The sequence below is a fragment of the Streptomyces sp. NPDC001663 genome (assembly GCF_042893105.1).
Taxonomy (GTDB): domain Bacteria; phylum Actinomycetota; class Actinomycetes; order Streptomycetales; family Streptomycetaceae; genus Streptomyces.
This window is the reverse complement of the sequence record NZ_JBIAUR010000011.1, coordinates 76,897-103,082: the sequence shown is the minus strand read 5'-3', so window position 1 is coordinate 103,082 and position 26,186 is coordinate 76,897. Positions and strand designations below refer to the sequence as shown.

The following is a 26,186-nucleotide window of genomic DNA, read 5'->3' as shown; positions in this document are numbered from 1 at the left end:
CCGTCATGGAGCGCAACGACTCCACCATGCAACTGCCCGTGGCCCGGCCGAAGGCCCGGTCGAGGGTGGCCGAGACGATGCAGCTGCGGGTTCTCAGGCCCCGCAGGTCGGGCTACACACTCCCGCCCGCCCCCGACTCCGGCTGGTCCGCCGCCCCGAGCTCCCGCCGCGCCCGGGTCAGCCGACTCGTCCTGCTCGCCCTGCTGGTGATGCAGGCCGCGCTGTCGCTGCGCCTGCAGAACACCGCCTTCGAGGACGAGTCCCTCTACCTGTTCGCCGGCCACGCCGAACTCGGCCACCTGCTCCACGGCACGAAGCTCTACGGCGGCTTCGAGAGCTACTTCTCGGGCGCGCCCGTCCTCTACCCCGTGCTCGCGGCCGCCGCCGACTCCGTGTTCGGACTGGCCGGGGCCCGCGCGCTGAGCCTGGCCTGCATGCTGGGCTGCACCGCCCTGCTGTACGCGATGACCCGCCGGCTGTTCAACGAGCGGGCGGGGCTGTGCGCGGCCGGTGTCTTCGCCGTGGCCCAGTCCACGGCGTTCATGGGCAACTTCGCGACCTATGACGCCCTCGCCCTGTTCCTGCTGGCGCTGGCCGCGTGGATCGTCGTACGCACCGCGGACTCGCATCCGCTGCTCACCCTGTTCGCCGCACCGGTGGCCGCGCTCGCGGTGGCCGTGAAGTACGCCTCCGCGCTGTATCTGCCCACCGTGGTGCTGCTAGGCGTGCTGACCGCCTACCAACGGCGCGGTCTGCCGCGGGCGTTGGGGCGCGGCGTGCTGCTCGCCGTGGCCACCGCAGCACTCCTGGGCGCCGGGCTCTACGCCTCCGGATACCTGGCGGCGATCCAGTCCACCACGACGGCCCGTGCGGCCGGTACGACGCCCTCCTGGACGATCCTGCGGGACTCCGCCCGCTGGGGCGGCCTGGCGGTCGCCGTGGCCCTCCTGGGGGCGTTCAGTTACGTCCGCAGCGGCCGGATGAGCGAGATGCCGGGCTGGCGCGGGGCGCTCCCGGGAGCCCGCTGGCGGGCCGCGCTCGGGCTGCTCCTGATCGGCACGGCCCTGCTCGCGCCCGCCTACCAGCTGCACCTGCACACCGAGGTCTCGCTGCACAAGCACATCGGCTACGGCCTGTTCTTCGCCGCACCGCTCGCCGGAGTCGGCGTCACACGGCTGATGGGCGCGCACTTCAAGTACCCGCAGTGGGCGATCTTCCTGGGCGTGGTGATGCTCTCCAGCGGCATGTCGCAGGCGTACGACAACTTCCACACGTGGCCGGACTCCAGGGGCCTGGTGGCCACGCTGCGGCCCTACATGAGCGCGCACGGCACCTATCTCGCCGACACCTACGAGGTGCCGGTGTACGCGCTGGGACGGGACACCTCGTACCGGCAGTGGAACTCGACCTACACGATCGACTACACGAGCCGCTCCGGACGGCACCTCACCGGGGCGGCCGGCTTCGAGGCCGCCGTGGCCGACCGGCACTTCACGCTGATCGTGCTCGACCGGGGCAACCCGACGGGCGAGAGCACCACCGTGCGCGACGCCCTGGTGCACTCGACCGGCTACCGCCTGATCGGCACGGTGCCCTACGCGACCGCCTGGGGCAGCAGCCGGTTCGAGCTGTGGGCGCCTTCCTAGGGCTTACGCGACCGAAGTCGTCGTCTTCGCGCGCGTGGTCGTCGCGATCGTCGCCGAGCCCACCACGCGCGTGCCGTCGTAGAGGACGATCGCCTGGCCGGGGGCGACGCCGCGGACCGGCTCCGTGAAGGAGACCTCCAGGGTGCCGTCGACCAGTTCTGCCGTGACCTCGGTCTCGCCGCCGTGGGCGCGCAGCTGGGCGGTGTACGTGCCGGGGCCGGAGGGTGCCGTGCCGCACCAGCGGGGCTTGATCGCGGTCAGGGCGGTGACGTCCAGGGCGTCGGCCGGGCCGACCGTCACCGTGTTGTTCACCGGCGAGATGTCGAGGACGTAGCGCGGCTTTCCATCGGGCGCCGGGGTGCCGATGCGCAGGCCCTTGCGCTGGCCGATGGTGAAGCCGTACGCGCCCTCGTGCGTGCCCAGCCTGGCGCCGGACTCGTCGACGATGTCGCCCTCGGCCTTGCCCAGCCTGTTCGCCAGGAACCCCTGGGTGTCGCCGTCGGCGATGAAGCAGATGTCGTGCGAGTCGGGCTTCTTGGCGACCGCCAGGCCGCGGCGCTCGGCCTCGGCGCGGATCTCGTCCTTGGTCGTCACCGTGTCGCCCAGCGGGAAGAGCGCGTGCGCCAGCTGCTTCTCGTCGAGCACGCCGAGGACGTACGACTGGTCCTTGGCCATGTCGGAGGCGCGGTGCAGCTCACGCGCGCCGTCCTCGCCCACGATCACCTTGGCGTAGTGGCCGGTGCAGACCGCGTCGAAGCCGAGGGCGAGGGCCTTGTCGAGCAGGGCCGCGAACTTGATCTTCTCGTTGCAGCGCAGGCACGGGTTCGGGGTGCGGCCCGCCTCGTACTCGGCGATGAAGTCCTCGACCACGTCCTCGCGGAAGCGGTCGGCGAGGTCCCAGACGTAGAACGGGATACCGATGACGTCCGCGGCGCGGCGGGCGTCGCGCGAGTCCTCGATGGTGCAACAGCCACGCGCGCCCGTGCGGAAGGATTGCGGGTTCGCGGAGAGCGCGAGGTGGACGCCGGTCACGTCATGGCCGGCCTCCGCGGCGCGGGCGGCGGCGACGGCGGAGTCCACACCGCCGGACATGGCGGCGAGTACGCGAAGAGGGCGGGGGCGCTGCGGGGTGTCAGTCATAACTCTTCAAGAGTAAGGGGGCGCGGGAACCGGAGCCCACGAGTATCCGTTGGTGATCACATGGGGGCGAGCAAGAAGGACACCGACAAGCGGCTTGGGCGCCGTGCACTGCTGCTGGGCGGGGCCGCGGCCGCCGTCGGCACGGCCGTGCTGGCGCGCGACGAGCTGGCGCATCTGTGGTGGCGGCTGCCCGGCGTGGAGAAGCCACGGGTGGCGGGCGCGGTCGACTTCCGAGGTGCGCGCTGGGTGGCGGCCTCACCGGCGAACTACCGCCGGGCCGACCGGCCGGACGACTACTCGATAGACCGGGTGGTCGTCCATGTCACCCAGGGCGGCTTCTCGAGCGCGGTCAAGGCCTTCCAGGACCCGGACCACCGGGCGGCGGCCCACTACATCGTCCGCAAGGACGGGCGGATCACCCAGATGATCCGCGAGCTGGACGTGGCGTTCCACGCCGGCAACCGGGAGTACAACGAACGCAGTGTCGGCATCGAGCACGAGGGCTTCGTGGAGCGCAGATCCTCGTTCACGGACGCGATGTACGCCTCCTCGGCGCGGCTGACGGCCGGGATCTGCAGGCGGTACGACATACCCGTCGACCGGGAGCACATCATCGGGCATGTGGAGGTGCCGGGGACGGACCACACCGATCCGGGACCGTACTGGGACTGGGACCGGTACATGAAGCTCGTACGCCAGGCTTCGTCAACGAAGGTGTAAAACATTTCCCGGACCTGATGTGTCCGATGCGTCCCATGCCCCTCGCGTGATCAGGGCATCGTCAACTTGGCTTTTTTTCAACGGAGTTGGGGATGATCGACGCGCACGGCACACTCACAGGCTGCGCGGCTTGCTCCTAACTTCGCCCCAGTTCTTACACAGCCCTTAGGTCAAACATCCCCAGCCATGACTCACATCGCAGAGCCCGGCTCCGGTACGGGCAGAGACGCCGAAAACGACCATTCCAAGAACACCCCCACCAAGGGCGAACACCGCAAGAACACCCGCAAGGGCAAGGGCATGCACCGGCGCACCTTCCTCGGCGGGATGGCCGGGGCAGGCCTCGGGGCGGTCGCGGCGGCCGGGGCGACCTTCTCGCTGCTGACCGAGGCGGGAAAAAACAAGGCGGGCGCGGCGACCAACACCGCCACCCTGACCGTCCCCGACCTCCTGGAGGGCACCACCTCCGACAGCACGACCACCTTCACGCTGGAGGCACAGACCGGCTCCAGCGAGGTGGTCAGCGGTGTCACCAGCTCCACCATGGGCTACAACCAGGCCTTCCTCGGCCCCACCATGAAGTGGACCAGCGGCAACACGGTCCTGCTCAACATCACCAACAGCATCGACGAGGACACCACCGTCCATTTCCACGGCGCACATGTCCCGGCCAAGATGGACGGCGGCCCCCAAGTCGCCTTCTCCGACGGCGAGACCTGGTCACCGACGTTCGAGGTGAAGGACGAGGCCAAGACGCTCTGGTACCACCCGCACGCCCTGGGCACCACGGCCAAGCAGGCGGTGCACGGCCTGACCGGCATGATCATCGTCGAGGACGACTCCGACACGTCCTCGGCGCTGCCCAGCGACTACGGCGTGGACGACATCCCGATCATCCTGCAGTGTCTGGCGTCGGACACGTCGGGTGACATCAAGTACGACCTGACCGGCTACCTGAGCAGCGGCCTGGTCTACCCGGTGTTGTGCAACGGCACGAACGTCGACGACACCACGCTCACCTTCGAGGCGACCAAGACCCGCACGCGCTTCCGGATCCTCAACGCCTCGCCGTCCGACATCATCACCGTCCAGCGCAGCGACGGCGGCACGATGACGCAGATCGCCACCGACCAGGGCTATCTCACCGAGGCCGCCGACGTGACGAGCATCCGCCTGGTGGCCGGTGCCCGCGCGGAGATGGTCATGGACCTCTCGGACGACGTCACACTGCAGGCGGTCATCACGACCGGCTGGGTGCGGGGCGGCAGCGGCACGTACGACTTCCTGACGGTCACCGCGAGCGGCACGGACACCCCGGACGACCTGCCGAGCACGCTCAACACCATCGACCGGTACGACACCAGCGACTTCACGGCGCGCACGATCACGCTCGGCCAGAGCGGCACGACGATGCTGATCAACGGCTCGGCGGGGACGAGCATGTCGTCCATGGCGATGATCAGCACCACGCTGGGCTCGAAGGAGATCTGGACGGTCAAGAACAGCACACAGCTGGAGCACTCGTTCCATCTGCACGACGTGCCGTTCCAGCTGATCTCGGTCAACGGCGAGGATCCGACCGGCGTCGAACTCGGCTGGTACGACACGTACGAGGTGGTCGGCGGTGGCTCCATAGAGATCGCGATGGAGTTCACGGACTTCTCCGACGACACCTACATGTACATGCTCCACTGCCATCTTCTGCAGCACGAGGACGAGGGCATGATGGCGTCCCTGATGGTGACGGAGAGTTAGCGCGGTATCAGGTCAGCCCCGCGGCGCGCGCACGCTCGACCGCGGGGCCGATCGCCTTCTCCAGGGCCTCCACGTCCGCCTCCGTGGAGGTGTGGCCGAGGGAGAAGCGGAGGGTGCCGCGGGCCAGGTCCGGGGCGGTGCCGGTGGCGAGGAGGACGTGGCTGGGCTGGGCGACGCCCGCGGTGCAGGCGGAGCCGGTGGAGCACTCGATGCCCTGGGCGTCGAGGAGCAGGAGCAGGGAGTCGCCCTCGCAGCCGGGGAACGTGAAGTGGGCGTTGGCCGGGAGGCGGTCGACCGGGTCGCCGCCGAGGATCGCGTCGGGGACCGCCGCACGGACCGCCTCGATGAGGCTGTCGCGCAGGGCGCCGATCTCCCGGGCGAACCACTCGCGCTGCTCGGCGGCCAGCCGGCCCGCGACCGCGAAGGAGGCGACCGCGGGGACGTCGAGGGTGCCGGAGCGGACATGGCGCTCCTGGCCGCCGCCGTGCAGTACGGGCACGGGGGTGTACTCACGGCCGAGGAGCAGGGCCCCGATGCCGTACGGACCGCCGATCTTGTGGCCGGACACCGTCATCGCGGCGAGGCCGGAGGCGGCGAAGTCGACGGGCACCTGGCCGAAGGCCTGGACGGCGTCGGCGTGCAGGGGGACGTCGAACTCCTTTGCCACGTCCGCCAGTTCACGGACCGGCATGACCGTGCCGATCTCGTTGTTCGCCCACATCACGGTCGCCAGGGCCACGTCGCCGGGGTTGCGGGCGATCGCCTCGCGCAGTGCCTCGGGGTGCACTCGTCCGTAGGAGTCGACCGGGAGGTACTCGACGTTCGCACCCTCGTGTTCGCCGAGCCAGTGCACGGCGTCGAGGACGGCATGGTGCTCGACGGGGCTGGCAAGGACACGGGTGCGGTTCGGGTCGGCGTCACGGCGGGCCCAGAACAGGCCCTTGACGGCGAGATTGTCGGCCTCGGTGCCGCCGGAGGTGAGAACGACCTCGCTGGGGCGGGCGCCGAGCGCTTCCGCGAGCGTTTCGCGGGCCTCCTCGACGGTGCGCCTCGCGCGGCGGCCGGACGCGTGCAGGGCGGAGGCGTTGCCGGTGCTGCTCAGCTGGGCGGTCATCGCCTCGACCGCCTCGGGGAGCATCGGGGTCGTCGCGGCGTGGTCGAGGTAAGCCATGGTGGGCACGATTCTACGGGGCCGGACTCAGGGCCCTCGCGTCAAGGTCGCGCGGCCTGCAACCGGACGGTGCCGGAGGTCGCGGCCAGGAGGCCCCGCGGTGGTGCGGCTCGTCCCGGGCCGCCTGTCACCACACGGGAGGTCACTCCTAGAAGCTCCACGAAATCGTGCTGTCCACCTGCATGAACGCCACCAGGACCAGCAGGTCGGCGACGCCCAGGCCCAGACCCAGGAAGGCACGGCCGCGGCGCTTGGTGCCCCGCCACAGAGCCGCGGCAGCCAGGACGATGGCGATCGGGCCGAGGAAGACGTTCAGGACGAGGAGGCCGACGAGGCCGAGGATGAAGGACGCCACGGCCATGCCGTCGGCGTCACGGCGGGTGGGGGCGGGGGCGGTGCGGCCGTTGGCCGGTGCGGTGAGTTGCATGACGGGTCAGCTCCAGGAAGTCGGTCGTGCGGACGGTCAGTTGGCGGTCGTGTTCTGCCTGCGGCCGTGGCGCTCGCGCAGCGCGAAGATGCCGAGCCAGGCACCGATGACGGCGGCGGCGACGAGGGTGAAGGTGAACGGCGCGTGGGCCACGGTGCCCAGCACGGCACCGAAGAGCAGAAGTGCGGCAACGAGGAACAGCATGGGATTGATCCCCCTCCGAGACGCCTCTAGGGGCGTCTCTCGTTACGGTTCGGTGAACAGTTGTAGTTACAGTTGTTCACTGACTCCAGAGTCTAGCGCGCCTTACGGCTTTTCAAATCCAGAGAACAGTTGTTAACTGGATGACATGAGTCACACCCTCGGCATCCGGCAGGCCCAGAAACAGAAGACCCGGCAGGCGCTGCTCGACGCGGCGCTCGGCCTGCTGGAGGAGCAGAGCCTGAGCAGTCTGGGTCTGCGCGAGGTCACACGCGCCGTCGGCGTCGCCCCGACCGCCTTCTACCGCCACTTCCGCTCCACCGCGGACCTCGGCGTGGCCCTGGTCGAGGAGGCGCTGGGCAGCCTGCACCCGATGATCCGCACGACGGTGACCGCGGCGGACAGCAGCGAGGAACGCATAGCGCGCGCCATTGAGTTGATCGCCGGTCATGTGGACGCGCATCCCGCCCATATCCGTTTTATCGCCCGTGAGCGACATGGCGGGGTTCAGCCGGTACGGGAGGCGATCCGGGACCAACTCGCGCGGTTCGCCGAGGAGGTGAGCACGGAACTCGCCAAGGACCCCGAGTCGGAGGGCTGGAGCGAGGACGACCTGCTCATGCTGGCCCATCTGTACGTGGACCAGATGCTGATCACCGCCTCGCTGTTCCTGGAGGCGCTGGAGGGCACCGAGGAGGACCGGGAGCAGGTCGCGCAGATCGCCACCCGCCAGATGCGGCTGATCAGCATCGGCCGGCATCACTGGCAGACGGACTGAGCCCGCGATCCCGGGCAACACGCAGGGGCGGCACGCCCGTTCACCGGGAGTGCCGCCCCTGTCGTACGGGCCGCGAGGTCAGTTCTTCGTCGTGGCCTGCCGGCTCGGGGCGCCGCTGGGGGCGGCACCGCCGGGACCGCCCTGGCCGCCACCGCCGCCACAGCCGCCGCCCTGACCGCCACCGCCGGGACCGCCGCCCTGGCCGCCGCCACCGGGGCCGCCGCTGGGCGCGCCGCTCGGCACACCCGACGGCGTACCGGTGGGCTTGGCGGTCGCGTTGCCGGTCGGGGCGCCCGACGGGGCGCCGCTCGGCATGCCGGACGGGGCGCCGCTCGCCGCGCCGGACGGGGCCGAACAGGCCTGCTGCTGCCCGGAGTTGCCGCTGTTCGAGGACGACGAGGAGTCGCTCGAGCCGCAGGCCGCCAGGACCAGAGGCGAGAGCGCCAGCAGGGCCACTGCGGGGACGAGACGCACACGCTTCATGAGAAACAACTCCAAGGAAGATGAGGGAGTCTTGAGTGCGGGAACTCAATCAACGGCGCTTGGGGGTTCCTTGGGCCCCCACTGTCCCCGGCCTGTGATTCAGGTAAAGCGCACCTCAAGACGGCGCTCTGACCTGCGAATTCACAGACCGCCCTCGCCTACTCGCTGGTACAAGTCCGTGACAGAAGCGGCCGCGGCGGCCAGCTCCTCGCGCACCTCGGGCGGCGAGAGGACCTCCACCCGGTCGGTGAACGCGAGCAGTTGACGAGCCTCGCCGACGAAGCGGTACGACAGCCGTGCGGTGACCCACTCGCTCTCGCCGTCGTCGTCGGGGAGCCCGGCGAGCTGCGCGGCGTTCAGGCGCAGGAACATGTCGAGGCGGTCGCGCCGGACGCGGACGGTGACGTCGAGTCCGCCGGGCCGCTCCTCGACCTGGCGGCGCAACACCTCCCAGGCGTCGGCGAGTTCGACGCCCGGCCGCCGTTTCACCGGGTCCGTGAGGGCGGTGGCGGAGTGCACCCGGTCGGCGCGGAAGAGCTGCGGTTTCGCGCGGCGGTCGGCGACCAGGTACCAGACGCCGGCCTTCGACACGAGGCCGTACGGGTCGACGGTGTACGTCCGCGCCTCCCGCTCGCCGCTGTGCCGGTAGCGCAGCCTGAGGCGCCGGTCGGCGAAGACGGCGTCCTGCAGCACGTCCAGGTCCACCGCTTTCTGCGGTCCGCCCTTCCAGCGCGTGGCGTCGACGAGGATGCGGCGGCTGGTCACCTCGGCGGCCGGGCGGTGCGGCGCCGGCAGCGCGGCCATCACCTTGCGCAGCGCCGAGCCGAGCGCCGCGTCCAGGCCGAGCGCGGCGTGCGCGCCCTGGGCGGCCAGGATGAACAGGGCACGGGACTCGTCGGCGGTCAGGCCGGTCACATCCGTACGGAATCCCGCGAGCAGCTCGATGCCGCCGTGCCGCCCGCGCTCGGCGTAGACGGGCACTCCGGAAGCCGAAAGCGCCTCGATGTCCCGGTAGATGGTCCGCACCGACACCTCGAGCCGCTGGGCGAGTTCGTGCGCGGGGACGCGGCCGCGGGTCTGCAGGAGCAGCAGGATCGAGAGCAGGCGGTCGGACTTCACGCCCCCAGAATCGCGCCACCCGCAGGCCGTCCGCAAATGCTGACGGAAACTGTCAGGTTATCCGGGGACTCTCGGCGTACCGACTCACGAACGCACGAACTCACCGAGGAGCCCGTGACCATGAACGCCGTCGACCCCCGCCCCGTCTACACCCGCGCCACCGAGCAGGCGGCCGCGCTCATCAAGACCGTACGGCCCGAGCAGTTGACCGGCCCGACCCCCTGTACCGAGTTCGACGTACGCACCCTGCTCAGCCACATGGTCGGCGGCACCCTGCGCATCGCGGTGGTCGGCGAGGGCGGCGACGGCATGGCCGTGCGCCCCTTCGTCGACGACGTGCCGGACGACGCCTGGACGACGGCGTACGACGAGGTCCGCACCCGGGTCCTGAAGGCCTGGGAGAGCGACACCCGCATGGAGGCCCCGGTCCGCGTTCCGTGGGGCGAGGTCCCGGGCCGAGCAGCCCTGTCGGGCTACGTCATGGAACTGGTGACCCACACCTGGGACCTCTCGGACTCCCTCGGCCACCCCCTCGAACTCGACCCGGAACTGGCCGACTTCGCCCTCACCACCGCCCGCCGCGTCCTTCCGGACCCGCAACGCGACGAACAGACCCCCTTCGCCGACGTCCTCCCGACCCCCGCAGAGGCCGACACCTACCAGCAGTTGGCAGCCTGGCTCGGACGAGAGCCACTCACCCGAGCCTGACTCCCCGCACTTCCCTCAACACAAGCAGCCATACACGTGCCGTGGGGCGAGGTCCCGGGCCGTGCGGCCCTGTCGGCCACGCGGCGGAGCCGCAAATCGGATACAGCGTCATGGAACTGGTGACCCACACCTGGGACCTCTCGGACTCCCTCGGTCACCCCCTCGAACTCGACCCGGAACTGGCCGACTTCGCCCTCACCACCGCCCGCCGCGTCCTTCCGGACCCGCAACGCGACGAACAGACCCCCTTCGCCGACGTCCTCCCGACCCCCGCAGAGGCCGACACCTACCAGCAGTTGGCAGCCTGGCTCGGACGAGAGCCACTCACCCGAGCCTGACTCCCCGCACTTCCCTCAACACAAGCAGCCATGCACGTGCCGTGGGGCGAGGTCCCGGGCCGTGCGGCCCTGTCGGCCACGCGGCGGGACGCGGACACCCCCTTCGCCACCGCCCTGACGGCCCCCGAAGGAGCCGACAGTTACGGGCAGTTGGCCGCCTGGCTGGGCCGGGACTCGCTCAGCCGAGCCTGACCCGCGCCAGCTGGCGGGACTGGGCGACCAGGCGGTCGTCGCTGTCCCACACCTCGGCGTCCTCCTCCAGGAAGCCGCCGGCGAGGTTGCGGGTGGTGATGGAGACGCGGAGGGGGCCCGGGGCCGGGCGGGAGCGGACGTGGACCGTGAGTTCGACCGTGGGGACCCAGCCCTTCAGGCCGAGTTCGAAGGCGGTGGGCGGCAGGGCGTCCACCGCCAGGAGGAGGGAGAGGGGGTCGGCGTCCCGGCCGTCCGCGAGGCCGAACCAGGCGCGCATCTCGCCCTTGCCCGAGGGGGCACCCAGCGCCCAGCCCAGGGTCGACGGGTCGATCTTGATCATCAGGCGGTCGGCGATCGCGGAGCTGCCGGAGACGGGGGCAGGTCCGTCCTGGGGGCCGAAGCACTGGTCCATGGGCGGGAACGCGGGCGGCTTCGCCGTCGTACGGACGTCGTCCGGCAGCGCGTCCAGGTCGCCGTACGAGGCGAGGACGCGGATGCGTTCCACCTCGCGGCCCTGCTCGTCGTACTGGAAGAGCGAGGCCTGGCCGGTGGAGAGGGTGCGACCGGTGCGGACGACCTCCGTGCGGACGACCGCCGGGCCCGGCTGGGACGCCGTCAGGTAGTGCGCCGAGATCGTGAACGGGTCCGCGTGCGGCAGGGCGTCCGCGAGCGCGCGGCCCAGGACGGCCAGCAGATAGCCGCCGTTGACGGCGTTGATGATGGTCCAGCCGGCGGACAGGTCGATGTCGTAGACGCCGGGGGCGCGCGGGGTGAGCGCGGTGTCGCGGTCGAACTCGCTGTCGCCGATCCCGGCCCGTGCGACGGCCGGCGCGGAAGCTGCTTCTGGCATGTCTGAACCGTACAACGAGAAATTACTAAGCGGTAGCTTTTGCTATTACGGCTGCGTGACACCTGCATGTTCCTGCGCCGCCCCCGCCCGTCCTCCTGGGTGAGGTTCCGGCAATTTCTTGGTAAGTGTCCGGACTCGCCCTGAACCCGGAAACACCTCTCCCCCTCTATGGGGACATGAGCCTCACCGGGACTCCGTTCCTCTACACGCTGATCGTGCTGTTCGCGGTCGCCCTGACAGTGCCGCTCGTCCTGTGGTCACGGGTCCGCGGGCCGAAGGCCCTGCGTGCCGTGGCCCGGATGCTGATGCTGCTGTTCGCCCAGGGAACCGCGGTCGCGCTGGTCTTCGTCATGGTCAACAACGCCAACGGCCTCTACGACAACTGGGCCGACCTGCTCGGCACGGGCAACCATGTGCAGCAGGCCGCCGACCTCGGCGCCGACGGCACCGGCGGAATAGCGCTGAAACGGTTGCCCAAGGTCAGGCAGAACTTCACCTGGGCCGGCGGACCCGGTATGCACGGCGTGCGCGAGACACAGCTCAAGGGCCGCGTCTCCGGCGTGAACGCCGAGGTCTACGTCTGGCTGCCGCCGCAGTACAACGAACCCCGCTACCGCCACCACAAGTTCCCGGTGGTGGAACTGCTGCCCGGCTACCCCGGCTCGGCGAAGGCGTGGTTCGGGTCGATGAAGGGGACCAGGCAGCTGGAGCCGCTGATGCGGGACGGCCAGGTCGCCCCGTTCATCCTGGTCGCCCCGCGCACCAACCTGCTGGCCGGGGTGGACACGGGTTGCGCGAACATCCCGGGCACGGTCAACGCCGACAGCTGGCTCAGCATCGACGTACCGAAGATGGTCATGGACAACTTCCGCGCCGAGCCCGCCCCCAAGGGCTGGGCGGTCGCCGGGTACTCGGCCGGGGCGCACTGCGCGGTCAAGCTGGCCGTCGCCCACCCCGACCGCTACCGCGCGGCGGTCGGCATGTCCGGCTACAACGACCCGATCGGCGAACGCAATTCGCTCGCCGCGCAGAACCCGACCCTGCGGGCCGAGAACAACCCCTATCTGCTGCTGAGGAACAAGCGCACCGCGCCGCCGATCGCGCTGTACATCTCGGGCGAGTCCGGAGACGGCTACCAGGCCGGTGTGGCCCTGGAGTCCATCGCCAAGGCTCCGACGACCGTGCACGTGGTGTTCCTGCCGCGCAGCGCGGGCGGTCACACGATGGCGCTGTGGCGGCCGCAGGTGCCGACGGTGTTCCGCTGGCTGACGCTGGAGATGGGCAAGAACCGTCCGAAGGTCAGGTCCGGCTCTACTCCTCTCGCACCGTCGACCGCCGGTTCCACGCGCGCGGAGCTCGCCAGTGGAACCTCATCGCGAGCAGGCGCAGGACGAAGGCGGTGACGGCCGCGAAGCCGCTGCTGAACGGGGTCAGGGCGTCGTAGCGGATGCACAGGGCGACCATGGTGGCGCCGACGATCGCCGGGACCGCGTACAGGTCGCGGTCCCAGCGCAGCAGTGACGGCACCTCGTTGGCGAGCACGTCCCTGAGGACACCGCCGCCGACGGCGGTGGCGAGGCCGAGGGTCGCGGACTGGGTGAGGCCGAGACCGTACTCGTACGCCTTCGTCGTCCCGGCGACGCAGAACAGGCCGAGGCCGGCCGCGTCGAAGACGTTCACGCCGACCTGGATGCGCTCCACCTGAGGGTGCAGGAAGAAGACCAGGAGGGCGGCGAGGAGCGGGGTGATGAAGTAGCCGAGGTCCGTGAAGGCGGCGGGCGGTACCGCACCGATGATCAGGTCCCGGAACAGCCCCCCGCCCAGCGCGGTGACCTCGGCAAGTACGGCCAGGCCGAAGATGTCGAAGTTCTTGCGGACGGCCAGCAGCGCGCCGGAGATGGCGAACACGAAGATGCCGACGAGGTCGAGCGTGTGCTGGACGGAGGGGCTGAACAGTTGCTGAAACACCCATACATTCTTACCTATGAGAGGGTGCTCCCCTTGCAATGCAAGGGTCAGAGGGCCGGTTTCCCTGTCGTGAACAGCCAGGTCTGGAAAAGATCGTCCAGCTGCCGGCCGCTGACCTTCTCCGCCAGCTTGATGAAGTCGGCGGTGTTCGCGTTGCCGTAGCGATGGATCTTCGTCCAGGTCGGCAGCAGCTTGAAGAAGGCGGCGTCGCCGATGCGTTCGCGCAGCATCTGGAGGGTCATCGCGCCTCGCTGATAGACCGCGGAGGCGAACATGGTGTCGCGCTGCGGGTCGCCGACGGTGATCTGCCAGAAGGCGTTGTCGGCGGGGCGGGCGTTGTACGCGGCCAGGAACGAGTCGTGGGCACTGCGGGTGCCCTGGTGCTCGGCCCACAGCCACTGGGCGTAGGTGGCGAAGCCCTCGTTGAGCCAGATGTCCTTCCAGCGCTCCACGGACACCGAGTCGCCGAACCACTGGTGGGCCAGCTCGTGCACGATCGTCGTCTCGTTGCGCACCGCCGAGTAGATCGGCTTCGACTGCACCTCGAGCGAGAACCCGGCCTCGGGCATGTCGTCGACGATCGCGCCGGTCTCCTCGAAGGGGTACGGCCCGAATACCTGCGACCAGTAGTCGGTGGCGGCGGCGGTGACGGCGTACACGTCGACGTTGTTGCTGTTCGCGAGCACCGGGTCGATGGCGACGTAGATCGGGATCCCGGACGGCGTCCGACCGGTTTTCACGTCGAACTTCCCGATCGTCGCGGTCGCGAGATAGGTCGCCATGGGCTTGTTCTCGCGCCAGTGGGTGTACGTCGAGTCGCCCTTGTCGTACGTCGAGACGAGCCGGCCGTTGGAGACGCCGGTCAGGCCCTTGGGGGCCTTGATGCGGATGTCGTAGGTGGCCTTGTCGTCCGGGTGGTCGCTGGACGGGAACCAGGTGGAGGCGGCGTTGGGTTCGCAGGCGACGAAGACGCCGTCGGCGGTCTTCATCCAGCCGTAGCTGGAGCCGAACACGATGGGGCCGCCGAGGGGTTCGGGGACGCCGCCGTAGGTGACGGAGACCGTGAAGTCGCGGCCCTTGGGCAGAAAGCCGCGCGGGGTGATGCGCAGTTCGTCGCCGTCGCGGGTGAACTCGGCGCGTCTGCCGTTCACTTCGACCCTGGTGACCTCGAGTTTCTGCAGGTCGAGATCGAAGGAGGAGAGGCTCTGGGTGGCGTGCGCCGTGAGTGTCGTACGGCCGTCGAGGCGGTCGGTGTCGGGGTTGTACGCCACGTCGAGGGCGTAGTGGCGGGCGTCGAAGCCGCCGTTGCCGAGGTTCGGGAAGTAGGTGTCGCCGATGCCGGGGGCTCCGGGGGCCGGACCCGAGGAGGCGGCGATGGCGAAGAAAGAAGCCGCCGCTGTCGCGACGGCCCCTAAGCGTGTCGAACGGGAGAGTTTCATGAGTCGTCCCTTTCGAGCGTGTGCCGATAAGTCGGACACGGACGACTCTGAACTCTCCCGTTCGGTCATGCACATGACTTTGCCAACTTGTCATGCGTTACTTGTCGGTTGACTCCTGGCGGTCGGATTCCGCTTCCGGAACCTCGTCGGTGACGGCCTCTTCGGTGACGGCCTCTTCGGTAGCGGCCTCTTCGGAAGAGGTCTCCGCCGCCGCTACGGCAGCCACCGCGGCCGACGTCTCCGCCGACTCCGCCAGCACCTCGTCCGAGACCAGTTCGGCCGCCTCCTTGGCCACGGTCAGCAGCACCGTGTCCTGCGGGGCCTGGTCCTCGAAGTTCTCCGGGTGGTGGCAGGCGACCTGCTGACCGGGCTTCAGCTCGACGAGCTTCGGCTCGGTCGTCTTGCAGATCTCCGTCGCCTTCCAGCACCGGGTGTGGAAGCGGCAGCCGCTCGGCGGGGAGATCGGCGAGGGCACGTCGCCCTTGAGCAGGATGCGCTCGCTCTTGACGTTCTTCCGCTTCGGGTCCGGGATCGGCACCGCCGACATGAGCGCCTTGGTGTACGGGTGCATCGGCGCCCTGTACAGCGACTCGCGGTCGGCCAGCTCGACGATCTTGCCGAGGTACATCACCGCGATCCGGTCCGAGACGTGCCGGACCACCGAGAGGTCGTGCGCGATGATCACGTACGTCAGGTCCAGCTCCTGCTGGAGGTCGTCCAGCAGGTTGACGACCTGGGCCTGGATCGACACGTCCAGCGCGGAGACCGGCTCGTCCGCCACGACCAGCTTCGGGTTCAGGGCGAGCGCGCGGGCGATGCCGATGCGCTGGCGCTGACCGCCGGAGAACTCGTGCGGATAGCGGTTGTAGTGCTCGGGGTTGAGGCCGACCACCGACAGCAGCCGCTGGACCTCCTTCTTCACGCCGCCCTCGGGGTGGACGCCCTGCAGCCTGAAGGGGGCACCGACGATGGTGCCGATCGTGTGGCGCGGGTTCAGCGAGGAGTACGGGTCCTGGAAGATCATCTGCACGTCGCGCCGCATCGGCCGCAGCTGACCGACACCGAGGTGCGTGATGTCCCGGCCCTCGAACTCGACCTTTCCGCCGGTCGGTTCGAGCAGCCGCGTGATCAGCCGGCCCATGGTCGACTTGCCGCAACCGGACTCGCCCACGACACCGAGGGTCTCGCCCTTGCGGACCTCGAAGTCGATGCCGTCGACGGCGCGCACCGCGCCGGTCTGCCGCTGGAGCAGGCCCTTGCGGATCGGGAAGTGCTTCTGGAGCCCGGTCACCTTCAGCAGGGTCTCGCCGTGGGCGGCGTCCTTGTTGAGGGTGGCACCGTCGCTCTGCGCAGGGATGGTCACTGCTTTGTCCTCGCTCACAGCTTCGGCGCAATCTCTTCGGTCCAGATACGCTCCCGCTGCTCCGTGCTCATGTGGCAGGCGGCCCAGTGCCGGGTGCCGACCTCGCTGAGCTCGGGCCGGACCGTGCGGGTGACGTTGTCCTTCGGAATGTCGGCGTACGGGCAGCGCGGGTTGAAGGCGCAGCCGTCCGGGACGTTGATCAGGGAGGGCGGGGAGCCCTTGATCGGGATGAGCCGGTCGGTGTCCTCGCGGTCGAGCCGCGGCATCGAGCCGAGCAGACCCCAGGTGTAGGGGTGGCGGGGCTCGGAGAACACCGAGTCCGCCGGGCCGCGCTCCACGCACCGGCCGCCGTACATGACCAGCAGGTCGTCGGCCATCTCGGCGACCACGCCGAGGTCGTGCGTGATCATGATGACCGCGGAGCCGAACTCCTTCTGCAGATCCCGGATCAGGTCGAGGATCTGTGCCTGCACGGTGACGTCCAGGGCGGTGGTCGGCTCGTCCGCGATGAGCAGTTCGGGGTTGTTCACCAGCGCCATGGCGATCATCGCGCGCTGGCGCATACCGCCGGAGAACTCGTGCGGGTAGCCGTCGACTCGCTTGGCCGGCTCCGGGATGCCCACGCGGTCCAGCATCTCGATGGCCCGCTGCCTGGCCACCTTCTTGTTCACCTTGTGGTGGACCCGGTAGGCCTCGATGATCTGCTGGCCGACGCTGTAGAACGGGTGCATCGCCGACAGCGGGTCCTGGAAGATCATGGCCATCTTCCGGCCGCGCAGCCGCCGCACCTCGTCGGGGTCGGCGGCGATCAACTCCTGGCCGTCCAGCCAGACCTCGCCGGAGACCCGGGCGTTCGCCTGCCGGTGCAGGCCCATCACACCGAGCGAGGTGACGGACTTGCCGGAGCCGGACTCGCCGACGATGCCCAGGGTCTGGCCGCGGCGCACGCTGAAGCTGACACCGTCCACCGACTTGACCAGACCGTCGTCGGTGTTGAAGTGGATGCGCAGATCGCGAACGGAGAGGAACGCGTCGTCGGCGTCGGTGGGGGCGACGGTGGCCGGTTCGCCCAGCGCCGCCTTTTCGAGCTTGCTCACGAGTACCTCACGCGGGGGTCGATGGCTGCGTACACCAAGTCGACGATGAGATTGCAGAAGACAATGAAGAACGCGGCGACCAGCGTCACGCCCATGACGATCGGCAGGTCGTTGTCCTTGATGGCCTGGATCGAGTACGCACCGATGCCCTGCAGGGAGAACACCGTCTCGGTCAGCACCGCGGTACCGATCAGGGTGCCGAAGTCCATGCCGAAAATGGTGACGATGGGCGTCAGCGCGGCCCTCAGGCCGTGCTTGGTGACGACCGTGGACTCCTTGAGGCCCTTGGCCCGTGCCGTCCGGATGTAGTCCTCGCCCATGGTCTCCAGCATGCCCGCCCGGGTGAGCCGGGCGTAGAGGGCGGAGAAGAGGAATGCGAGGCTGATCCAGGGCAGCATCAGGTGCCAGGCCCAGTCGGCCGGGTTCTGGGTGAACGGCACGTAGTCCGTGCTGTCCCAGATGGGCCACTGGTAGACGAAGAGGGCGTTGATGACCTGACCGGTGAAGAAGATCGGCAGGGAGACGCCGGCGAGCGCGATGAACATCGAGATGCGGTCGATCGGACTGCCCTTGCGCAGCGCCGAGATGACACCGGTGGTGACACCGAAGATCACCCAGATCACCGCGGCACCGACGGCCAGCGAGAAGGAGACCGGGATGCGCTGCGTGAGCTGCGGCCACACCTCGACGTGGCTCTTGAAGGAGTAACCGAAGCACGGGGCGTCACAGTGCGTGGCGTCGGGGCCGAACTTGTAGTCGGCGCCCACGAACAGGCCCTTGATGTAGTCCCAGTACTGGATGTAGATGGGCTGGTCGAAACCCAGGTTCTTCTTGATCGCGGCAATGGACTCGGGGTTGGCGTCCTTGCCGACGTACTGGGTGGCCAGCTGGGTGGCCGTCTGGCCGCCAAGGCGTGGCACCAGGAAGAAGATGCCGAACGTGACTGCGCTGACCACCAGCAGCAGTACAAATGCGCCCAAGACGCGTCGGATGATGTACGCAGCCACAGCTGTGCGGCTCCGAGCGGCCGGGACGGAGTTGTCCGTCCCGGCCGCCCGGTGCCTTCACCTGCCTTTCAGGGAATCCGGCCTGTGCTTACTTCGACGAGCTCAGCAGCAGGTAGTCGTACATGCCGAGGTACGCCTGCGTGACCGTCACGTTGGTAGCGGACGTCGGCCGGAGCAACAGGTTCTTGCGGTAGACGAGCGGGACCACCGAGGCGTTGTCGAGCACCATCTTGTCGATGTCGCCCCAGGCCTTGGTACGGGCCGCGGCGTCGGTGTTGGCGATCGCGCTCTTCAGCGCGTTGTTGATCTTCGGGTCGTCCAGCTCCATCAGGTTGTTGCCACCCGACGGCTTGATGGCCGCACCGTTGATGATCTGGTCCAGGAAGCCGTAGCCGGTCGGCCAGTCGGCACCCCACGCCATGGAGAGCATGCCCAGCTTGTGCTCGTGGACGTAGCTCGGGACACCGGCGAAGTTGGAGAAGTACTTGCCGGAGGGGAACTGCTTGATCTCGACCTTGATGCCGACGCTCTTGAGCGAGTTCTGGATGGCGGTGGCCTGGGCGATCTCGGCGGGACGGTCCGAACGGGCCGTCAGCGTGGTGGAGAAGCCGTTCGGCTTGCCGCACTGCTTGAGCTCCGCCTTGGCCTTGGCCGCGTCACCCTTGTGCCCGGAGGACGGGTAGGTGTCGAACTTCGTGTAGCCGTTGACCGACGGCGGCAGCAGCGTGGTGGCCACGTCACCCTTCGGCGAACCACCGATGGCGTCGAGGATCGACTGCTTGTCGACGGCCCACTGAACGGCCTTGCGGCAGTGGACGTTGTCGAACGGAGCCACGTGGACGTTCAGCGCGATGTACGAGGTCGCACCCGCGTAGGAGTTGTCCGTCTGCTTGGCGTACTTGCCGCTCAGCACCTTCGGCTGGGTCTGCGGCTGGACGCCGGTGCCCGCGATGTCGGCCGTGATCTTGTCGGCCAGCAGGTCGTTGTCGATGGTGACCGGGTTGACCTTGAACTTGACCGTGATCTTGTCCGGCAGTGCCTTGCGGACCGTGTCGGTCTTCTGGTCCCAGTTCGTGTTGCGGACGAGGGTGGCGCTGCGGCCCTCCTCGTACGACTGGAACTTGTAGGGGCCGGAGGACACGATGTGCTGCACGTACTTCGCACCGTCGTCCTTCGCCGCCGGCACGGGGGCCGTCTGGGAGAAGGTCGCCAGGTAGTCGAAGTCCGCGAACGGCTGGTTCAGCTTGAAGACGATCGTCTGATCGTCCGGGGTCTCGATCGACTTCAGGCCGCCGGCCGACTTGTCCTTGTAGGGACCCTTGTACTTGTCGCCGCCGACCAGGTAGGCCTTGAAGTACGTGGGGCCGTTGGACAGGGCCTCGGGCGCGAAGTTGGAGCGCTCGATCGCGTACTTCACGTCCTTGGACGTGATCGGCGTACCGTCGTCGAACTTCAGGCCCGAACGCAGTTTGTACGTCCACGTCTTGGCGTCGGCGCTGGGCTTGCCCAGGGACTCCGCGAGGTCGGGGACGACCTGGAGACCGGCCTTGCCCGCGGCGGGCTTGAACGTGACGAGCGTACGCGCGTAGAGGCGCGAGAAGTTCTGCACGAACCCGTAGTACGTGTTGCCCGGGTCCAGGGAGTCCGGCACGTCGGAGTCCTCCAGCGTGACCGAACCCCCCTTCTTGTTCGACACGTTGACGATGGCGTCGAGCGCCGCGTCCTTCTTGCCGGCGCCGCCACTGCTGTCGTCCTTGCCGCCACCGCCGCCACAGGCTGCGGCGCCGAGCGAGAGCGCCAGTACCGACGCAACGGCGGCGGTAACCCTTCTCGTCTTCACGTGAGGAAAGCCCCCTCTATCGATGGATCACTTGCTGCGAGGGTCGAGTGCGTCACGCAGCCCGTCACCCAGCAGGTTGAAGGCCAGGACGGTGATGAAGATCGCCAGTCCGGGCACGAACATGTACTGCGGATCTGCGGTGTAGAGATCCACGGCGTTGCTGAGCATTCCGCCCCAGGAGGCCTGCGGCGGAGCGATGCCGACTCCGAGGAAGCTCAGCGCGGCCTCGAAGAGGATGTTCGTCGGGATGATCAGCGTCGAGTAGACGAGGATCGGCGCGACGAGATTGGGGAGCAGTTCCCGGAACAGGACGTACGGACCACGTGCCCCGAGACTGTGGGCCGCCTCGATGAACTCACGCTTGCGCAGGCTCATCGTCTGGGCGCGCACGATACGGCCGATGTAGGGCCAGCTGAAGAAGCCGATCACGAAGATCAGCACGCAGATGCGCAGCGACAGGCCGTTGAGTCCGAAGAAGCCGTCCTGCACCGAAGCCGAGATGGCGATGGCGAAGAGCAGCAGCGGGAAGGCGAGGAAGGTGTCCATCAGCTTGCTGACGATGCTGTCCACCCAGCCGCCGTAGTACCCGGCGACGACACCCAGCACGGTGCCGATCACCACCGACAGCACCGTGGCGCCGCCGGCGACGAGGAGCGAGACCCAGGAACCGTCGATGATGCGGGCCAGCATGTCGCGGCCGTACTGCGGCTCGACACCGAGCGGGTGGGACCAACTCATGCCGCCCCAGCCGCCCTTGGGCGCCAGCAGCGCCGGGTCGATCAGGTCCTGGTGGAACTTGTCGGGGTCGAGCCCGAAGATCCACTCGATCGGCTTGGCCAGGATGGCCATCAGCGTGAGGCAGATGACGACGATGCCGCCCGCCACGGCCACCTTGTCCCGCTTGAACCGGGTCCAGGCGATCTGAGTGAGGGAACGCCCTTCGATCTGGCTCTTCTTGGCCCCGGCGAGCACGGCCTCGGGCTGCGCTCCGGCTTCCGCCCCCGTGGTCTCGATCGGTGCGGTCACAATGACCTGACCCCTCTCGCCGGTGGTGACCGGCCTTTGTCCGCCGCTGTGGGCGGCTTGGTTCGCTTGCCTGCTGCGCGGCGGCCGCAGATGGTTACGGCCCGACTGTCCAGGTGATCCTCGATTGGTACCGATCGGTACTCGCTCACAGGATCGACATTCCTCGCGTCTGAGAGGCGAGTCTTCAACGCGCTCGCGATCACGCGCCAGGTCTGATGGAGAAAGTATGCGCAACCGTGATGCTGTCTGGGGGGTTCCGTTATCCGGACAGCCGTGCACCGGGGCCGGACGCGGTTCAGTTGCGACCTTTGGGGACAGAGTGGGATCTTCCGCCCGCCTCTACGCGCGCAGATCAACTCCCGCCCCGGCGCGGGCGGGTGGCCGTCTCAGTATCCGCCGTGCACCGGCGGGTAGCCGTATCCCGACGCCGGCGCCTGGGCCGGAGCGGCCGCGTGGGCCTCGCGGTCGTAGAAGGGGCGGGCGCTTGCGCGCATCCACAGGGCGACCGGGTCGTACTCGTCGGACATCGCCACGGTCGACACCGGCAGGCCGTCCGGGACGGCGCCGATGGACTGCTGCATCATCGCCCGCACCGAGTCCACCGCGGGCGGGCTGGTGTCGTATACATCCAGGCCGATGGCGAGGTACGGCGCCCCGAGCGCCGGCTGTACCCAGGCGCGGCGCAGGGCGCGGACGGCCGGGGTGCGGTGGGCGTTCTGCGCGAGCAGGGCGTAGAACTGCGGGATCTCGATGCCGGGTTCGGACAGCCGCAGGGGACCGGCGGGCTGGCGCTCCAGGCCGGTGGCGATACGGCGCAGGTCGAGCCAGGGGATGCCGACGCCGCCGCCGGGGGCGTGCGGGTTCAGCCAGAGGCCGAAGTGGTCGGGGTAGAGGGTGCGGGCGACGTCGAGTCCGTCGACCACTTCATAGGAGCGGTTCCAGCCGCTGGCCGAGAGCTCCTGGGCTGAAGTGACGCACGGGGCGTATCCGTAGCCCTCCACCTCCATGTTTCCGTACTGGGCGTCCGGGGAGCCTGCCTGGCCGTGCCACAGGAGCATCCAGACCTGGCCGGAGCCGGGGGTCGCGAGCGCGCGGAGCAGTGCCTCGTAGGCGTCGTAGCGCCCCGGCGTCACCTGGCGCAGCATGTGCTCGACCGTCCCGGTCGTGGTGCCGCTGGCGCTCACGTGTACCGCCCCTTCTGATGGTTGCCCCGCGTATGCCCACAGCTTAAGCGTCTGGAAGGTCGGGACCTGGTGTGTGTTCGCGAGTGCGGGTCGGGGAGTCCTAGTGGCCGTACTGATAGAAGGGCCGGACGTTTTCCCTCATCCAGTTGGCCACCGGGTCCTCCGTCACATCCAGGAGGACCAGGTTGACCGGCCACTGGGTCGCAACCCTGGTCACGGCCCGTTCCAGGGCCTGCAGCGGGAGGGCCCTCAAGTCGCCCTCCCGCTGGGAGAGTTCGACGCCCACGAACATCACCGGATGCGCCGTCTCGACGGCCGCGAGGCAGCGGCGGGCCGTGACGACCACGCCCGTCTCCGCGAACTCGGCCGAGGCGGCCGCCAGGAAGTCGATCGGGTCGTCCTGCCAGTCCGGTTCGAAGAGCTTGACCCGGCCGCCCGACGTCGGGCCGTCCAGGGGCGTGCGGCCCACCCGGCAGAGTTCGGCGACCGCGGCCGGAGGGAGGGGGACGCCGACCACGCCGTCCGGATTGACCGCGAGGCCCACCTGCGGGGGCAGGCCGCGGGCGAACTCGACGGCCGGGGCGATCGTGTACCCCATGTGGGAGCCGACGACCTGGCGGAACTGCTCCTCGGAGCTGAAGACCGGGACGTACGCCTGACCCTCGATCTCCAGCGTGGGCAGGTCGAGGGGGCCGCTGTGCGGGCCGCCGCCGTTGGGCAGCGGGATCCAGACGAAGCTGCGGCCGAGGACCTCGATGATCCGGCCGCCCGCCGAGGGCATGCCCAGGGAGGCCGACAGCACCTCCTCCAGCTCGTTGCCGGGCCATCCGCCGTGCGGATGGGGGTGCGCCTGCATGGGAAAGTCCGCGGGGAGATCCGCTGGGAAGTCCATCTGTCCTGACCGCCTGCTGAGAATCACTGCTGAGGCAGAAAGGCTAGCGGGTACGGCCCGAAACGGCCTCGGTCACGACCTCAGCCCGTGAAGCCGATCCTGCTCAGTACGTCCGCCGCGTCCCGGTCGAGCAGCACCGCCGAGCCGCAGCCCTCGGGCAGGTCGCCCTGCTCCACGGAGCGGATCAGCCGGGCGGCCGCCGTGCGGTGGCGCAGGAACGCGTACCGCGAGACGCCGCGGCCGCGCTCGCGCTGGCCCTCCAGGGCGGTTCCCGGCGTGACGTCGAGGAGCAGCAGGTGCAGGATGCCGCCCCGGCGGCGGGCCTCCCGGGCGAGCCAGCCGCGCACCCAGGCCTGTGTGCCGCAGTCGTGCACGACGACTCCCTTGCCGCTGCGCAGCGCGCGGCGCAGCCCGGCGAAGTGGGCCAGGCGGACCAGGGGGCGGTAGACCGCGTACGGCAGGAAGCGGGACATACGGGCGTCCCAGCGGTCGCGGGTGTCCTGGGAGTCGATGCGGATGCCCCGCACCGCGCGCTCCATCAGCGTGGACTTGCCGCTGCCGGGCAGACCGGTGATCACCACGAGGTCGCGGGGGCCGAACAGCAGGGCGTGCGGGCTGCGGCCGGAGCGCTCGCGGAAGTCGCGGACAACCGGCGCCGGGCGCTCCTGGCACCGCTCGCGGGCCGGGGCCGAGGGCTGCTTCGGCAGCGCGACGGCCGAGGTCGTGGCGTACGCCGTGGTCCTGTTCACCGTGATCGTCCTCCCTGCGGGGTCAGGAAAGGTTCTCCCCATCGAATGTAAAGAGAAGGTAATGCACGGTGTCTCCCGGTTCCGTTCGCTTATGGCCACAGGCCGGTCACAAAAGGAGGGGCCCGAAAGGAGTGGCAAGTGCGGCCTGCCGCGACCCGACGAGGCGTGCAATGATGTGCGCGCCAACTGCATACCGGCCGTTTGAATCCGCGCGGGAGAGTCCCCAGCAGCACCGTCTGCCGGGGCGCCGAAGGAGCAAGTCCCTCCCTTGAATCTCTCAGGCCCCGTTACCGCGCGGGCGAGGCACATCTGAAAAGCGGGCCGCTGCACATGCGGCTCCACCCAAGGTGCAAGCCAGGATCCCCACGTGTGGTCAGCACGTGCGGTCATGGCGAACCTCTCAGGTTCCGATGACAGATGGGGAGGAACGCCCTCGCCCGTCCTGCCTTGCTTTGGGAGACGACCGTCCGATGAGCAGCACCGCACCCCGTCATACCGCGCTCGATGCCCTGCATCGCTCGCTCGGTGCGACGATGACCGACTTCGCCGGCTGGGACATGCCCCTGCGCTACGGCTCCGAGCGTGACGAGCACCTGGCCGTGCGCACCAAGGCCGGCCTCTTCGACCTCTCGCACATGGGAGAGATCACCGTCACGGGCCCCGAGGCCGCCCGGCTGCTGAACCACGCCCTGGTCGGCAACATCGCCTCCGTCGGCGTCGGCCGCGCCCGCTACACCATGATCTGCCGGACCGACGGCGGCATCCTCGACGACCTGATCGTCTACCGGCTCGGCGCGACCGAGTACATGGTCGTCGCCAACGCCTCCAACGCCCAGGTGGTACTGGACGCGCTCGTCGAGCGCGCCTCCGGGTTCGACGCCGAGGTGCGCGACGACCGGGACGCGTACGCACTGATCGCCGTGCAGGGCCCCGAGTCGCCGGGAATCCTGAAGTCCCTCACCGACGCCGACCTGGACGGCCTGAAGTACTACGCCGGTCTGCCCGGCACGGTCGCCGGCGTCCCGGCGCTGATCGCACGCACCGGGTACACCGGCGAGGACGGTTTCGAGCTGTTCGTGAAACCGGAGCACGCCGTCGAGCTGTGGCAGGCGCTGACCAAGGCGGGCGAGGGCGTGGGCCTGGTCCCCTGCGGGCTGTCCTGCCGGGACACGCTGCGCCTGGAGGCGGGCATGCCGCTGTACGGGCACGAGCTGTCGACCTCGCTCACGCCCTTCGACGCCGGGCTCGGCCGGGTGGTGAAGTTCGAGAAGGAGGGCGACTTCGTGGGGCGCGAGGCCCTGCAGGAGGCCGCCGCCCGTTCCGAGGAGAACCCGCCGCGCGTCCTGGTCGGCCTGGTCGCCGAGGGCCGCCGGGTCCCGCGCGCCGGGTACCCGGTCGTGGCCGGCGGCGAGGTGATCGGCGAGGTCACCTCCGGCGCGCCCTCCCCCACGCTGGGCAAGCCGATCGCGATGGCGTACGTCGACGCGGCGCACGCGGCGCCGGGCACCCCCGGCGTGGGCGTGGACATTCGCGGCAGCCACGAACCGTACGAGGTCGTGGCGCTGCCCTTCTACAAGCGCCAGAAGTAGACACTGAGCGCGGGCGGCCTCGTCCGTGGACGTGACCCCGCGCACATACACCCTGATCACACGCGTTTCCAGCAGTCCCCCATTCATCACCACTCCCCGCGTACAGGAGAATTCAGGCCATGAGCAACCCCCAGCAGCTGCGCTACAGCAAGGAGCACGAGTGGCTGTCGGCCGCCGAGGACGGCGTCTCGACGGTCGGCATCACGGAGTTCGCGGCCAACGCGCTCGGCGATGTCGTCTACGCCCAGCTTCCCGAGGTGGGCTCCGCCGTGACCGCGGGCGAGACCTGCGGCGAGCTGGAGTCCACCAAGTCGGTCAGCGACCTGTACTCCCCCGTCACCGGTGAGGTCACCGAGATCAACGAGGACGTCGTCAACGACCCGTCCCTGGTCAACTCGGCCCCCTTCGAGGGCGGCTGGCTCTTCAAGGTCCGGGTCACCGAGGAGCCCGCCGACCTGCTCTCCGCCGACGAGTACACCGCCCAGAACGCCGGCTGAGGAGCCG

At 69.3% G+C, this 26,186-nt stretch carries 27 protein-coding genes and 1 riboswitch; of the genes, 10 read left to right on the top strand and 17 right to left on the bottom strand.

The genetic code is table 11. From position 1 onward, the window contains the following. Positions 1 to 5: 5 nt before the first annotated feature. Positions 6 to 1,646 carry an ArnT family glycosyltransferase gene (locus ACFY1L_RS32680; RefSeq protein ID WP_388832070.1) on the top strand — a complete coding sequence of 547 codons (1,641 nt, stop codon included), beginning with the start codon at positions 6 to 8 and terminating at the stop codon, positions 1,644 to 1,646. A 3-nt stretch (positions 1,647 to 1,649) separates the two neighbouring features. Here the strand turns inward: ACFY1L_RS32680 and mnmA are convergent, their stop codons facing one another. After that, positions 1,650 to 2,786: a tRNA 2-thiouridine(34) synthase MnmA gene (gene mnmA / locus ACFY1L_RS32675; RefSeq protein ID WP_388832067.1), complete on the bottom strand. Its 1,137-nt coding sequence runs from the start codon at positions 2,784 to 2,786 to the stop codon at positions 1,650 to 1,652. Between the two features lie 60 nt (positions 2,787 to 2,846). Here mnmA and ACFY1L_RS32670 point away from each other — a divergent pair, with 60 nt between their 5' ends. Together ACFY1L_RS32670 and ACFY1L_RS32665 are read left to right on the top strand one after the other, a co-directional pair. Beyond that, positions 2,847 to 3,506 (top strand): N-acetylmuramoyl-L-alanine amidase, encoded by a 660-nt coding sequence (locus ACFY1L_RS32670; protein ID WP_388832064.1) that lies wholly within the window; start codon positions 2,847 to 2,849, stop codon positions 3,504 to 3,506. Positions 3,507 to 3,692: 186 nt separating this feature from the next. After that, a complete protein-coding gene (locus ACFY1L_RS32665; protein ID WP_388832061.1) occupies positions 3,693 to 5,261 on the top strand; it encodes a multicopper oxidase family protein in 1,569 nt (522 codons plus the stop codon). Positions 5,262 to 5,268: 7 nt separating this feature from the next. Here the strand turns inward: ACFY1L_RS32665 and ACFY1L_RS32660 are convergent, their stop codons facing one another. The 3 genes from ACFY1L_RS32660 to ACFY1L_RS32650 form a co-directional block, all read right to left on the bottom strand. Continuing rightward, a complete protein-coding gene (locus tag ACFY1L_RS32660) occupies positions 5,269 to 6,432 on the bottom strand; it encodes a cysteine desulfurase family protein (protein WP_388832058.1) in 1,164 nt (387 codons plus the stop codon). Between the two features lie 148 nt (positions 6,433 to 6,580). Continuing rightward, a complete protein-coding gene (locus ACFY1L_RS32655; RefSeq protein ID WP_361274176.1) occupies positions 6,581 to 6,859 on the bottom strand; it encodes a DUF4190 domain-containing protein in 279 nt (92 codons plus the stop codon). 36 nt (positions 6,860 to 6,895) lie between these two features. Further along, positions 6,896 to 7,063 (bottom strand): hypothetical protein, encoded by a 168-nt coding sequence (locus tag ACFY1L_RS32650; RefSeq protein WP_361274179.1) that lies wholly within the window; start codon positions 7,061 to 7,063, stop codon positions 6,896 to 6,898. Positions 7,064 to 7,208: 145 nt separating this feature from the next. On the opposite strand from ACFY1L_RS32650, the gene ACFY1L_RS32645 reads away from it, so the two are divergent. Continuing rightward, on the top strand, positions 7,209 to 7,838 hold the full coding sequence (locus ACFY1L_RS32645) for a TetR family transcriptional regulator (RefSeq protein ID WP_388832054.1): 630 nt from the start codon (positions 7,209 to 7,211) through the stop codon (positions 7,836 to 7,838). 78 nt (positions 7,839 to 7,916) lie between these two features. Here ACFY1L_RS32645 and ACFY1L_RS32640 read toward each other — a convergent pair whose 3' ends face one another. Both ACFY1L_RS32640 and ACFY1L_RS32635 read right to left on the bottom strand, forming a co-directional pair. Then, entirely contained in the window at positions 7,917 to 8,321 is a 405-nt protein-coding gene (locus ACFY1L_RS32640) for a hypothetical protein (protein ID WP_388832051.1), read from the bottom strand. A gap of 141 nt (positions 8,322 to 8,462) precedes the next feature. Next, on the bottom strand, positions 8,463 to 9,440 hold the full coding sequence (locus tag ACFY1L_RS32635) for a helix-turn-helix transcriptional regulator (protein ID WP_388832048.1): 978 nt from the start codon (positions 9,438 to 9,440) through the stop codon (positions 8,463 to 8,465). A gap of 120 nt (positions 9,441 to 9,560) precedes the next feature. Here ACFY1L_RS32635 and ACFY1L_RS32630 point away from each other — a divergent pair, with 120 nt between their 5' ends. The 3 genes from ACFY1L_RS32630 (at position 9,561) to ACFY1L_RS32620 (ending at position 10,678) form a co-directional block, all read left to right on the top strand. After that, positions 9,561 to 10,148 (top strand): TIGR03086 family metal-binding protein, encoded by a 588-nt coding sequence (locus ACFY1L_RS32630; protein ID WP_388832046.1) that lies wholly within the window; start codon positions 9,561 to 9,563, stop codon positions 10,146 to 10,148. Between the two features lie 110 nt (positions 10,149 to 10,258). Continuing rightward, a complete protein-coding gene (locus ACFY1L_RS32625; RefSeq protein WP_388832043.1) occupies positions 10,259 to 10,486 on the top strand; it encodes a hypothetical protein in 228 nt (75 codons plus the stop codon). Between the two features lie 30 nt (positions 10,487 to 10,516). Then, on the top strand, positions 10,517 to 10,678 hold the full coding sequence (locus tag ACFY1L_RS32620) for a hypothetical protein (protein WP_388832040.1): 162 nt from the start codon (positions 10,517 to 10,519) through the stop codon (positions 10,676 to 10,678). Here ACFY1L_RS32620 and ACFY1L_RS32615 read toward each other — a convergent pair. Further along, positions 10,665 to 11,528 carry a thioesterase family protein gene (locus tag ACFY1L_RS32615; RefSeq protein WP_388832037.1) on the bottom strand — a complete coding sequence of 288 codons (864 nt, stop codon included), beginning with the start codon at positions 11,526 to 11,528 and terminating at the stop codon, positions 10,665 to 10,667. The genes ACFY1L_RS32620 and ACFY1L_RS32615 overlap by 14 nt on opposite strands. Before the next feature lie 176 nt (positions 11,529 to 11,704). On the opposite strand from ACFY1L_RS32615, the gene ACFY1L_RS32610 reads away from it, so the two are divergent. Beyond that, entirely contained in the window at positions 11,705 to 12,931 is a 1,227-nt protein-coding gene (locus tag ACFY1L_RS32610; protein WP_388832035.1) for an alpha/beta hydrolase, read from the top strand. On the opposite strand, the gene ACFY1L_RS32605 is transcribed toward ACFY1L_RS32610, so the two are convergent. The 10 genes from ACFY1L_RS32605 to ACFY1L_RS32560 form a co-directional block, all read right to left on the bottom strand. Next, positions 12,840 to 13,496, bottom strand: coding sequence for a trimeric intracellular cation channel family protein (locus ACFY1L_RS32605; protein WP_388832033.1), 657 nt, complete (start codon positions 13,494 to 13,496; stop codon positions 12,840 to 12,842). The genes ACFY1L_RS32610 and ACFY1L_RS32605 overlap by 92 nt on opposite strands. A gap of 47 nt (positions 13,497 to 13,543) precedes the next feature. Continuing rightward, positions 13,544 to 14,935, bottom strand: coding sequence for a M1 family metallopeptidase (locus tag ACFY1L_RS32600; protein ID WP_388832030.1), 1,392 nt, complete (start codon positions 14,933 to 14,935; stop codon positions 13,544 to 13,546). Between the two features lie 97 nt (positions 14,936 to 15,032). Continuing rightward, entirely contained in the window at positions 15,033 to 16,298 is a 1,266-nt protein-coding gene (locus ACFY1L_RS32595; RefSeq protein WP_388832028.1) for an ABC transporter ATP-binding protein, read from the bottom strand. 14 nt (positions 16,299 to 16,312) lie between these two features. Beyond that, positions 16,313 to 17,395, bottom strand: a complete 1,083-nt coding sequence (locus ACFY1L_RS32590; RefSeq protein WP_388832025.1) for an ABC transporter ATP-binding protein — start codon at positions 17,393 to 17,395, stop codon at positions 16,313 to 16,315. Next, positions 17,392 to 18,402 carry an ABC transporter permease gene (locus ACFY1L_RS32585; RefSeq protein WP_388832022.1) on the bottom strand — a complete coding sequence of 337 codons (1,011 nt, stop codon included), beginning with the start codon at positions 18,400 to 18,402 and terminating at the stop codon, positions 17,392 to 17,394. Before ACFY1L_RS32585 ends, ACFY1L_RS32590 begins: the two co-directional genes overlap by 4 nt. A gap of 88 nt (positions 18,403 to 18,490) precedes the next feature. Next, positions 18,491 to 20,242: an ABC transporter substrate-binding protein gene (locus ACFY1L_RS32580; RefSeq protein WP_388832019.1), complete on the bottom strand. Its 1,752-nt coding sequence runs from the start codon at positions 20,240 to 20,242 to the stop codon at positions 18,491 to 18,493. A 27-nt stretch (positions 20,243 to 20,269) separates the two neighbouring features. After that, positions 20,270 to 21,268: an ABC transporter permease gene (locus tag ACFY1L_RS32575; RefSeq protein ID WP_388832016.1), complete on the bottom strand. Its 999-nt coding sequence runs from the start codon at positions 21,266 to 21,268 to the stop codon at positions 20,270 to 20,272. Between the two features lie 386 nt (positions 21,269 to 21,654). Beyond that, complete coding sequence (locus tag ACFY1L_RS32570) at positions 21,655 to 22,452, bottom strand: enhanced serine sensitivity protein SseB C-terminal domain-containing protein (protein ID WP_388832013.1); 798 nt, start codon at positions 22,450 to 22,452, stop codon at positions 21,655 to 21,657. 100 nt (positions 22,453 to 22,552) lie between these two features. Continuing rightward, complete coding sequence (locus ACFY1L_RS32565; RefSeq protein WP_388832010.1) at positions 22,553 to 23,344, bottom strand: enhanced serine sensitivity protein SseB; 792 nt, start codon at positions 23,342 to 23,344, stop codon at positions 22,553 to 22,555. A gap of 80 nt (positions 23,345 to 23,424) precedes the next feature. Next, positions 23,425 to 24,093, bottom strand: a complete 669-nt coding sequence (locus tag ACFY1L_RS32560; RefSeq protein WP_388832007.1) for an AAA family ATPase — start codon at positions 24,091 to 24,093, stop codon at positions 23,425 to 23,427. A gap of 202 nt (positions 24,094 to 24,295) precedes the next feature. Further along, a riboswitch (glycine riboswitch) is annotated at positions 24,296 to 24,396 on the top strand. A 167-nt stretch (positions 24,397 to 24,563) separates the two neighbouring features. On the opposite strand from ACFY1L_RS32560, the gene gcvT reads away from it, so the two are divergent. Further along, positions 24,564 to 25,682 (top strand): glycine cleavage system aminomethyltransferase GcvT, encoded by a 1,119-nt coding sequence (gene gcvT / locus ACFY1L_RS32555; RefSeq protein ID WP_388832004.1) that lies wholly within the window; start codon positions 24,564 to 24,566, stop codon positions 25,680 to 25,682. Positions 25,683 to 25,801: 119 nt separating this feature from the next. Beyond that, on the top strand, positions 25,802 to 26,179 hold the full coding sequence (gene gcvH, locus ACFY1L_RS32550) for a glycine cleavage system protein GcvH (RefSeq protein ID WP_099931447.1): 378 nt from the start codon (positions 25,802 to 25,804) through the stop codon (positions 26,177 to 26,179). Positions 26,180 to 26,186 lie beyond the last annotated feature (7 nt).

Bases quoted from the DNA above. Each gene is read 5' to 3' on its own strand.
- ACFY1L_RS32680 (WP_388832070.1), top strand. From the start codon at position 6: ATGGAGCGCAACGACTCCACCATGCAACTGCCCGTGGCCCGGCCGAAG.
- mnmA (WP_388832067.1), bottom strand. From the start codon at position 2,786: ATGACTGACACCCCGCAGCGCCCCCGCCCTCTTCGCGTACTCGCCGCC.
- ACFY1L_RS32670 (WP_388832064.1), top strand. From the start codon at position 2,847: ATGGGGGCGAGCAAGAAGGACACCGACAAGCGGCTTGGGCGCCGTGCA.
- ACFY1L_RS32665 (WP_388832061.1), top strand. From the start codon at position 3,693: ATGACTCACATCGCAGAGCCCGGCTCCGGTACGGGCAGAGACGCCGAA.
- ACFY1L_RS32660 (WP_388832058.1), bottom strand. From the start codon at position 6,432: ATGGCTTACCTCGACCACGCCGCGACGACCCCGATGCTCCCCGAGGCG.
- ACFY1L_RS32655 (WP_361274176.1), bottom strand. From the start codon at position 6,859: ATGCAACTCACCGCACCGGCCAACGGCCGCACCGCCCCCGCCCCCACC.
- ACFY1L_RS32650 (WP_361274179.1), bottom strand. From the start codon at position 7,063: ATGCTGTTCCTCGTTGCCGCACTTCTGCTCTTCGGTGCCGTGCTGGGC.
- ACFY1L_RS32645 (WP_388832054.1), top strand. From the start codon at position 7,209: ATGAGTCACACCCTCGGCATCCGGCAGGCCCAGAAACAGAAGACCCGG.
- ACFY1L_RS32640 (WP_388832051.1), bottom strand. From the start codon at position 8,321: ATGAAGCGTGTGCGTCTCGTCCCCGCAGTGGCCCTGCTGGCGCTCTCG.
- ACFY1L_RS32630 (WP_388832046.1), top strand. From the start codon at position 9,561: ATGAACGCCGTCGACCCCCGCCCCGTCTACACCCGCGCCACCGAGCAG.
- ACFY1L_RS32625 (WP_388832043.1), top strand. From the start codon at position 10,259: ATGGAACTGGTGACCCACACCTGGGACCTCTCGGACTCCCTCGGTCAC.
- ACFY1L_RS32620 (WP_388832040.1), top strand. From the start codon at position 10,517: ATGCACGTGCCGTGGGGCGAGGTCCCGGGCCGTGCGGCCCTGTCGGCC.
- ACFY1L_RS32615 (WP_388832037.1), bottom strand. From the start codon at position 11,528: ATGCCAGAAGCAGCTTCCGCGCCGGCCGTCGCACGGGCCGGGATCGGC.
- ACFY1L_RS32610 (WP_388832035.1), top strand. From the start codon at position 11,705: ATGAGCCTCACCGGGACTCCGTTCCTCTACACGCTGATCGTGCTGTTC.
- ACFY1L_RS32600 (WP_388832030.1), bottom strand. From the start codon at position 14,935: ATGAAACTCTCCCGTTCGACACGCTTAGGGGCCGTCGCGACAGCGGCG.
- ACFY1L_RS32565 (WP_388832010.1), bottom strand. From the start codon at position 23,344: ATGGACTTCCCAGCGGATCTCCCCGCGGACTTTCCCATGCAGGCGCAC.
- gcvT (WP_388832004.1), top strand. From the start codon at position 24,564: ATGAGCAGCACCGCACCCCGTCATACCGCGCTCGATGCCCTGCATCGC.
- gcvH (WP_099931447.1), top strand. From the start codon at position 25,802: ATGAGCAACCCCCAGCAGCTGCGCTACAGCAAGGAGCACGAGTGGCTG.